Annotated in this window: 7 protein-coding genes; 4 read left to right on the top strand and 3 right to left on the bottom strand. The window is 36.4% G+C overall.

All coding sequences use genetic code 11. From position 1 onward, the window contains the following. Window positions 1-473: 473 nt before the first annotated feature. Window positions 474-1,247 (bottom strand): SGNH/GDSL hydrolase family protein, encoded by a 774-nt coding sequence (locus V7147_RS05555; protein ID WP_335366866.1) that lies wholly within the window; start codon window positions 1,245-1,247, stop codon window positions 474-476. Between the two features lie 182 nt (window positions 1,248-1,429). Continuing rightward, a complete protein-coding gene (locus V7147_RS05550) occupies window positions 1,430-1,864 on the bottom strand; it encodes a CBS domain-containing protein (RefSeq protein ID WP_335366865.1) in 435 nt (144 codons plus the stop codon). A 175-nt stretch (window positions 1,865-2,039) separates the two neighbouring features. Here V7147_RS05550 and V7147_RS05545 point away from each other — a divergent pair, with 175 nt between their 5' ends. Then, entirely contained in the window at window positions 2,040-2,207 is a 168-nt protein-coding gene (locus V7147_RS05545; protein ID WP_335366864.1) for a hypothetical protein, read from the top strand. Between the two features lie 18 nt (window positions 2,208-2,225). After that, the gene (locus tag V7147_RS05540) at window positions 2,226-2,555 is read left to right on the top strand and encodes a hypothetical protein (protein WP_335366870.1); all 330 of its coding nucleotides are present in this window, start codon (window positions 2,226-2,228) and stop codon (window positions 2,553-2,555) included. Between the two features lie 79 nt (window positions 2,556-2,634). Here V7147_RS05540 and V7147_RS05535 read toward each other — a convergent pair whose 3' ends face one another. Continuing rightward, window positions 2,635-4,569: an endonuclease MutS2 gene (locus V7147_RS05535; protein ID WP_335366863.1), complete on the bottom strand. Its 1,935-nt coding sequence runs from the start codon at window positions 4,567-4,569 to the stop codon at window positions 2,635-2,637. A gap of 536 nt (window positions 4,570-5,105) precedes the next feature. Here V7147_RS05535 and V7147_RS05530 point away from each other — a divergent pair. Then, entirely contained in the window at window positions 5,106-6,062 is a 957-nt protein-coding gene (locus V7147_RS05530) for an ABC transporter ATP-binding protein (protein WP_335366862.1), read from the top strand. A 3-nt stretch (window positions 6,063-6,065) separates the two neighbouring features. Beyond that, the coding region (locus V7147_RS05525) for an ABC transporter permease (RefSeq protein WP_335366861.1) at window positions 6,066-6,865 on the top strand (800 nt) is incomplete at its 3' end.

Here is a 6,865-nt window from a genome sequence, read left to right as displayed (position 1 = left end):
ATATAGAGATGGAGGTTCTGCAATCATCCCTTTTTTGGGTTCATCCATTATTTCTGTAATTTTCTATAAAAATAACAATAAAATGCTAGCACTTAAAAAAGGGGAAATTAGTGGAATATTTCTCCTGTTCCATATGAAAGTGGCACTTTATAGATTGGGATTTAGGAAAATATGATCTTCCTGCAAAAGACCTAAATGGATTAATAAAAACAATGGAGAAGGTGACAGGTAAATGGGACAATACGATTTTCGAATTGATGCTTGAAGCATATATCAACGAAAATCCAATAAGCAATAAAATTATTATCTCTTTTATTTTTGTATCTCGCTTTTCCACATAATGCCTTAAATCTTCTTATAAAAAAGTTTACACACACTGATACAACACCGCAAATTAAATCATTACTCCAATTCGAAAAGGATAAGACAGCATACATGTTAAAACGGATTAAGGGACAGTAAACCACTGTCCCTTAAAACATATCAAGCATTATTTTTTCTGCAATTAATCGATATTTTTCTGCTTTAAAATGAATCCCATCACTTAGATTCTCTATAATGGGAATTTCCCCGCCATCTACAAATGCAACCTTTTCTTCTTGTGCCAAGGACTTAATCGCATATGTATAATCTGCTTGGGTTTTATTTGCAAGATATTTTTTATTAGTAATGGTTGTTGGTGTGACGATGACAACATCGATTCCGTTTTCTTTAAGCTTTTGTAGGATTTGTCGATTGTTTTCTTTATATTGATCAACAGGGACAGGGAGATCATTTGGGCTATATTTTTGATGGCCTCGTGCATCATTAATGCCAAACATATAAATGACTAAATCCGGGCGATAGCTAAGAACTTCCTTTTCAATATTCTCTATTGCCTGAATAGACGTCCAGCCAGGATGTCCTTTATTAATAACTTTTATTTTATTATAGCCATACTTATCTCTGAGCTCCTTTTCCAGGACTTTTGGATAAGGATTTTTAACTTGATTTACTTTTTTAGTTCTAGCATCCCGATCATATCCCCATGTAATTGAATCACCATAAGCCACAATGTTTACAGGTTGATGTTGATTAAGCTTTTGAATGACTGAATGCTCGTGGTCTGAAATTGATTCAAAATTAGCTGCCTTACTTTTCTGTTGGATGGTTAATGGTCCAATTGTTCTATTAACTCCAAAAAGCAGCAATACACATAGGAGTATTGATAAAAAATATAAAAGGTAAACTTTCGGGGGATTCCTCATATAAATCTCCTCGCTTTTAGTACTTAGTGGCAGGTACCGATACCTACCATTTTTTTGTGAAAAAGTCTTATTAATATTGAGGATAATATAATAACCTGGGACAATGTCCTTGTCCCTATTAAACAATATTAGCACAGACCATGGCCGGATCTGTGCTAAGTTTGTTAAATAGTAATTTCTTCTTATTGTTGAGGTGCGGAAGGGGTGGAAATGTTTTGTAATGCTTGCTCGGCCTCGTTTGCATATTGATTTTGCACGGCTAGATCGCCTAATGCAACCATTCCTGCTATTTGTCCATTTTCGACTACCGGCAACCGGCGAATTTGCTGCTGTGCCATTAAGTTTGCCGCCTCATGAATATCCATGTTGGGAGTACCTTGTACGATTTGCTGCGCAGTCATAACCTGAGATACTGGTGTTTGTGCATTTTCTCCTTGTGCAGTCGTACGAAGGGTTATATCACGATCAGTAACAATTCCGACCATTTGTCCGCTGTTATTTACCACTGGAATAGCTCCAATATTATGTTGGCTCATTAATGCAGCAGCCTCTTGAACAGACTGAGTTTCTTTAACTGTAATAACATTTGATGTCATAATATCTCTTAATTGTGCCATAAAAATTACCTCCAAATTTTTTTTGCCCTTTAATAGGATAGGGAGAATTGTTGAAATTATTAATAGAAAATTTTTCCTAGTAGATAAGAATATAGATTAATTGTATAGACACTTTGTAAATGATATAATTGAAAAAATTTTGTGCGTAGAGCCGCAAAGAGAGGAGGAAGAATCTATGAAATTAAAGCTACTCATACTTTTATTAATCACTGCTGTAATCCTTACAGGTTGTGGAGCTAATGAAATGAGTAAACCCATGACTCTACTGGATCAGAATAAACAAGAAGTTACTTTCCCACAGGAGAAACCCACTCTATTTTTCTTTATTACGACATACACCTGAGGTCTTTGCCAACAGCAACTGGTTCAGTTGCATCAGAATTTAGATGTCTTAAAGGATTTAGACGTTAATGCATATATTATTAGTGGAGACACTCCGGAACAACAATTAGAATTGTATACCGCGTTAGTGGATGTTTATGGCGAGAGTATCCCATTCGTATCGGACCCTGAATTAGAAGTTATTGACCTGTTTGATATGAAAAATGGGGATGTAGCTTATAGAGGGTATGGCATGTTAGATACAGAAGGTCATGTTGTATTTCACGTAATTAACGACAATTGGGGAACTCAATTTCCAGAAACAATGGAAAAAATTAATAAAGAATACAAAGAGCTTACTGATAAATAGTAACACCAAGAAAACGATAAAAGTAATAAAAAACGAATTCCTCAAATTTGGAATTCGTTTTTTAAAAATACCTACGACCTTACTCCTCCAACCATTTATCTTCGACGTGTTTGCGGTTCATGTCTTTTTTTACTTTTCGGTATTCTTTGCTTTTGAAGATGATGTCAAAATCGTAATCGGGTGGGTAAAGCTCCTCAGCTGCAATTTTTAACTCAATTCTTTTATAATTAATTGTTCTTTTTTCTCCTTTAATTTGCACAATGTAATCACCATGGTCGTTCGGTCCTCTGTATACAATTCCAGTTTCACCTGTTGCAAGGAGGAGGACGTTATCTCCTTGGTTGTAAATTGTTACTTTTGATAAAGGCTGTTCTTGTTTCGTTTTTCCGACATTGTTTCGGGCATATTTATTTACAATGATTTGCTTTTGATAGGAAGGCGATTGTAATGATTCTTGTGCAATATTTTGATGGAAATCCTTATGCTCCTGGTACGCCTTTTGGTGTGCACGTTCGATAAGAGTTGGATGCATCCCTAGTTTTGCTACTATATCGAAAGCTTGACTTTGTCCACTCTTTCCGAGTATTAGTCTATACGTTGGTTGTAATGTATGGATATCAAACTCCATGGATCCATTTAAAAAACCTTCCGTTTCATCCGCAAACTTCTTCATTTCACTGTAATGGGTAGTCGCAAATAAAGTAGCTCCTTTTTCATAAAGCTGCTCTAAAATAACAATGGCAAGTGCCATTCCTTCTCTCGGGTCAGTACCAGAACCAAGCTCATCAATTAATACGAGTGACGCGTCATTTGTTGCTTGTAAAATTTCGATAATATTCACCATGCGGGAGCTAAATGTACTTAAGTTTTGCTCAATGCTTTGACCATCTCCAATATCGACAAAGATATGTTGGAAGATGGCAATTTCACTCCCTTTTTTTGCTGGAATAGGGAGACCGGATTGTGCCATTAATGTAAGGAGCCCAATTGTTTTTAATGTGACTGTTTTTCCACCAGTGTTCGGACCAGTAATGACAAGCGCTCGTTCGTTTTCTCCAATCGGAATCGTAAGTGGAACGGCATTTTTTCCAAGCATCGGATGACGTGCTTCTTTTAAATCTATCCGGAAATCTTCATTAATTATCGGTATGTCTGCTTGAATCATTTGACTATACTTTGCTTTAGCGAAGAGAACATCGTAATGATGCATCGTCTCAACGGCAATCTGAATGACTTGTTCATGTGGAAGAAACAGCTGCGTCAATTCATATAAAATACGCTCTACCTCTGTTTCTTCAGCGATTTTGATGAGTTCGATATCCTCCTGAAGTGAGCTTAATTCAACAGGCTCTATAAAGAGAGTGGAGCCAGAAGCCGAAGTATCTAAGACTGAGCCTTGAATCTTTTTCCGGTATTCTTTTTTTACCGCTAGAACATAACGACCAGACCGTTCAGTGACACTTGTCTCTTGCAGGTATGGAGAAATTCTTCCGCTTTTAACTAATGACTGTGCTTTCTCTTTTAATTTTTCCTGCTGGGAGGCGAGGTGTCTTCGCAAATAGTTCAGGTCACTTGAAGCATAATCATCCACCTGTCCATTTCGTAAACAACGACTAATTTCTGCTTCCAGTTCTGAAACATCACCAATTGATGCGGCATACATGCTTACCATCGGACCGGCATATGCCTTATCCTTCATAAATTGCTTTAGCTTTTGACAGTGGTCCAGGAATGAGACAATTTGAGTAAATTGGTCTACTTTTAGAGCGATGCCTTTTTTGGCTTGTGTGATGTAATGTCCGATTTGATCCAAAGAGTGAATAGGGATACTCCCACTGATTTTAATAATGTTCATCGCTTCCGAAATTTCTTGTAAAGAATGCTCGATTTGCTTTTTATTTTGTGTCGGTCTTAACGAGAGAAGTGTTTCCTTTCCTCTGTTTGTTCTTGCGAATTGTGCAATGTCATTCAAAATTTGATAATAACCTAATGCTTCCATTGTTTGAGTATTCAATGGTAAATCCTCCTTTTTATATGTGAAAAATAGTTCATGAGGACTTGTTCATGGGCTGGATTCAATATAAAAAGCCGTCATGAACAAAGCGCTCATGACGGCAGAAGATAGACCTAGGGTGTTTGATGGTTTTCAGACACAAAAAAACCATGACAAACATGCCAAAGCAAGATCTACTTTTCATAGCTATGATGCGTGTTCTTAACTTTCTAAAAGAAGCCATAGTGAAATAAACATAGCGATTGCTACGTTTTTGCTTCTTCCAGCTATCCAATTATGGATTAGTTAAGAACCACCGATAACATAAACTCATACTCCTTTAGTTAAGGAAATTTTTTACTTACACTTTCTTTATATCCTATGTTTGTTTTAGAAGTCAAGTGCAAGTTGAATAAAGAGGCATGTTCTTATGAAAAACAGGATATACATGCTAATGTTAAGGAGAATTAGTTCTGAAATGTAGTTGTACGTTCATTGCCCAAGTCAAGTGGTACGAGTTGTTAAAAAGTAATCCTATCGCAAGGAGACATCGTTCTATGATTAAATTTGAAAATGTATCTAAAAGATACCCGGATGGAACAGTTGCTGTTGATTCATTAACATTTGAAATTCAGAAAGGTGAGTTTGTAGTCATTATCGGCCCAAGTGGTTGTGGAAAAACAACGACCCTAAAAATGATCAATCGGTTAATTCCGTTAACAGATGGTACTATTTTTATGGATGGGAAAAAAATAAGCGAATATGACATCCATGAATTGAGATGGAACATCGGATATGTACTTCAACAAATTGCACTTTTTCCACATATGACAATCGAGGAAAATATAGCGATTGTTCCTGAACTGAAAAAATGGAGAAGGGATAAAATTAAACAACGAATTTCTGAACTGATGGATATGGTTGGATTAGACTACGAAATATATGCTAACAGAAAACCTAACGAACTGTCTGGAGGACAACAACAAAGAGTTGGTGTTATCCGGGCCCTTGCTGCTGATCCTGAGATTATATTAATGGATGAGCCATTTAGTGCATTGGATCCAATAAGTCGTGAAAAACTTCAAGATGAACTATTAAAGTTAAAGAAAAACCTCAAAAAGACCACTGTTTTTGTTACTCATGATATGCAAGAGGCATTAAAACTAGCAGATCGAATCTGCATCATGAATGAAGGGAAAATTGTTCAAATCGGAACACCGCATCAGTTGATCACAAATCCTTCAAATGATTTTGTCAAAGAATTTGTAGGAGGCAAAAGTGAAAATTCGGCCATTGATATTAAATTGGAAGATATACTTCAACCATTAAAAGGAAATGAAGTCGAGAACATATCTTCTGTTAGAGTATCTGTTTCCACTCCATTGAAAGAGATTATGGAAATCCTGTCACACCATGAACATCTAACGGTGGAAAAGGATGGTAATATAATCGGAATTATTGATCGTACTACTGTTATGAAACATTTATCTACAATACTGGAGAAGGGGGGCTAACAAATGAACGATTTTACCCAAGTTTTTCTGGAAAGAAAAGATCAATTAGTAAGTTCATTATTAGAACATATCCAGATTTCTTTTATCGCCCTTTTCTTTGCAGTCATCATTGCGATTCCACTTGGAATTTATTTAACAAGGCATAAAAAGATTGCAGAAGGAATAATCGGCATAACATCGGTCATTCAAACCATTCCTTCTCTAGCGCTGTTGGGTATCCTGATTCCTTTATTCGGTATTGGAAAAGTCCCAGCAATAATTGCTTTAGTTGCCTATGCATTACTACCCATATTGAGAAATACATATACAGGGATTAAAGAAGTGGATTCCTCACTAATCGAAGCAGCAAAAGCGATGGGAATGAACTCAAGAAAAAGGTTAATTAGGGTGGAATTCCCACTTGCGATGCCAGTCATAATGGCGGGGATCCGGACAGCGATGGTGTTAATCGTAGGTACAGCGACACTTGCGGCATTAATCGGTGCTGGAGGGCTTGGGGATATTATTCTTCTAGGTATTGATAGAAATAATACAAATTTGATTTTGCTTGGAGCGATACCAGCTGCACTCCTTGCGATCCTATTTGATTATTTACTAAAAAGATTTGAAAATTTATCATATAAAAAAGTCTTTGTTACCCTTGCTACGGTTGGGTTATTGGCTTTTGCTATTATCGTAGCTCCGTTTTTTGGACATCAAGATCAAAAAATTGTAATTGCCGGAAAACTCGGTTCAGAACCAGAAATATTAATTAATATGTATAAAATCTTAATTGAAGATGAAGCAGATTTGCAGGTTGAATT

The organism is Bacillus sp. JJ1521, from assembly GCF_036965165.1.
Lineage (GTDB): Bacteria > Bacillota > Bacilli > Bacillales > Bacillaceae_L > Ferdinandcohnia.
This window is presented reverse-complemented; position numbering and strand designations above follow the sequence as displayed.

Excerpts from the sequence above, each read along its gene's own strand:
- V7147_RS05555 (WP_335366866.1), bottom strand. The coding sequence starts at position 1,247 with ATGAGGAATCCCCCGAAAGTTTACCTTTTATATTTTTTATCAATACTC.
- V7147_RS05550 (WP_335366865.1), bottom strand. The coding sequence starts at position 1,864 with ATGGCACAATTAAGAGATATTATGACATCAAATGTTATTACAGTTAAA.
- V7147_RS05545 (WP_335366864.1), top strand. The coding sequence starts at position 2,040 with ATGAAATTAAAGCTACTCATACTTTTATTAATCACTGCTGTAATCCTT.
- V7147_RS05530 (WP_335366862.1), top strand. The coding sequence starts at position 5,106 with ATGATTAAATTTGAAAATGTATCTAAAAGATACCCGGATGGAACAGTT.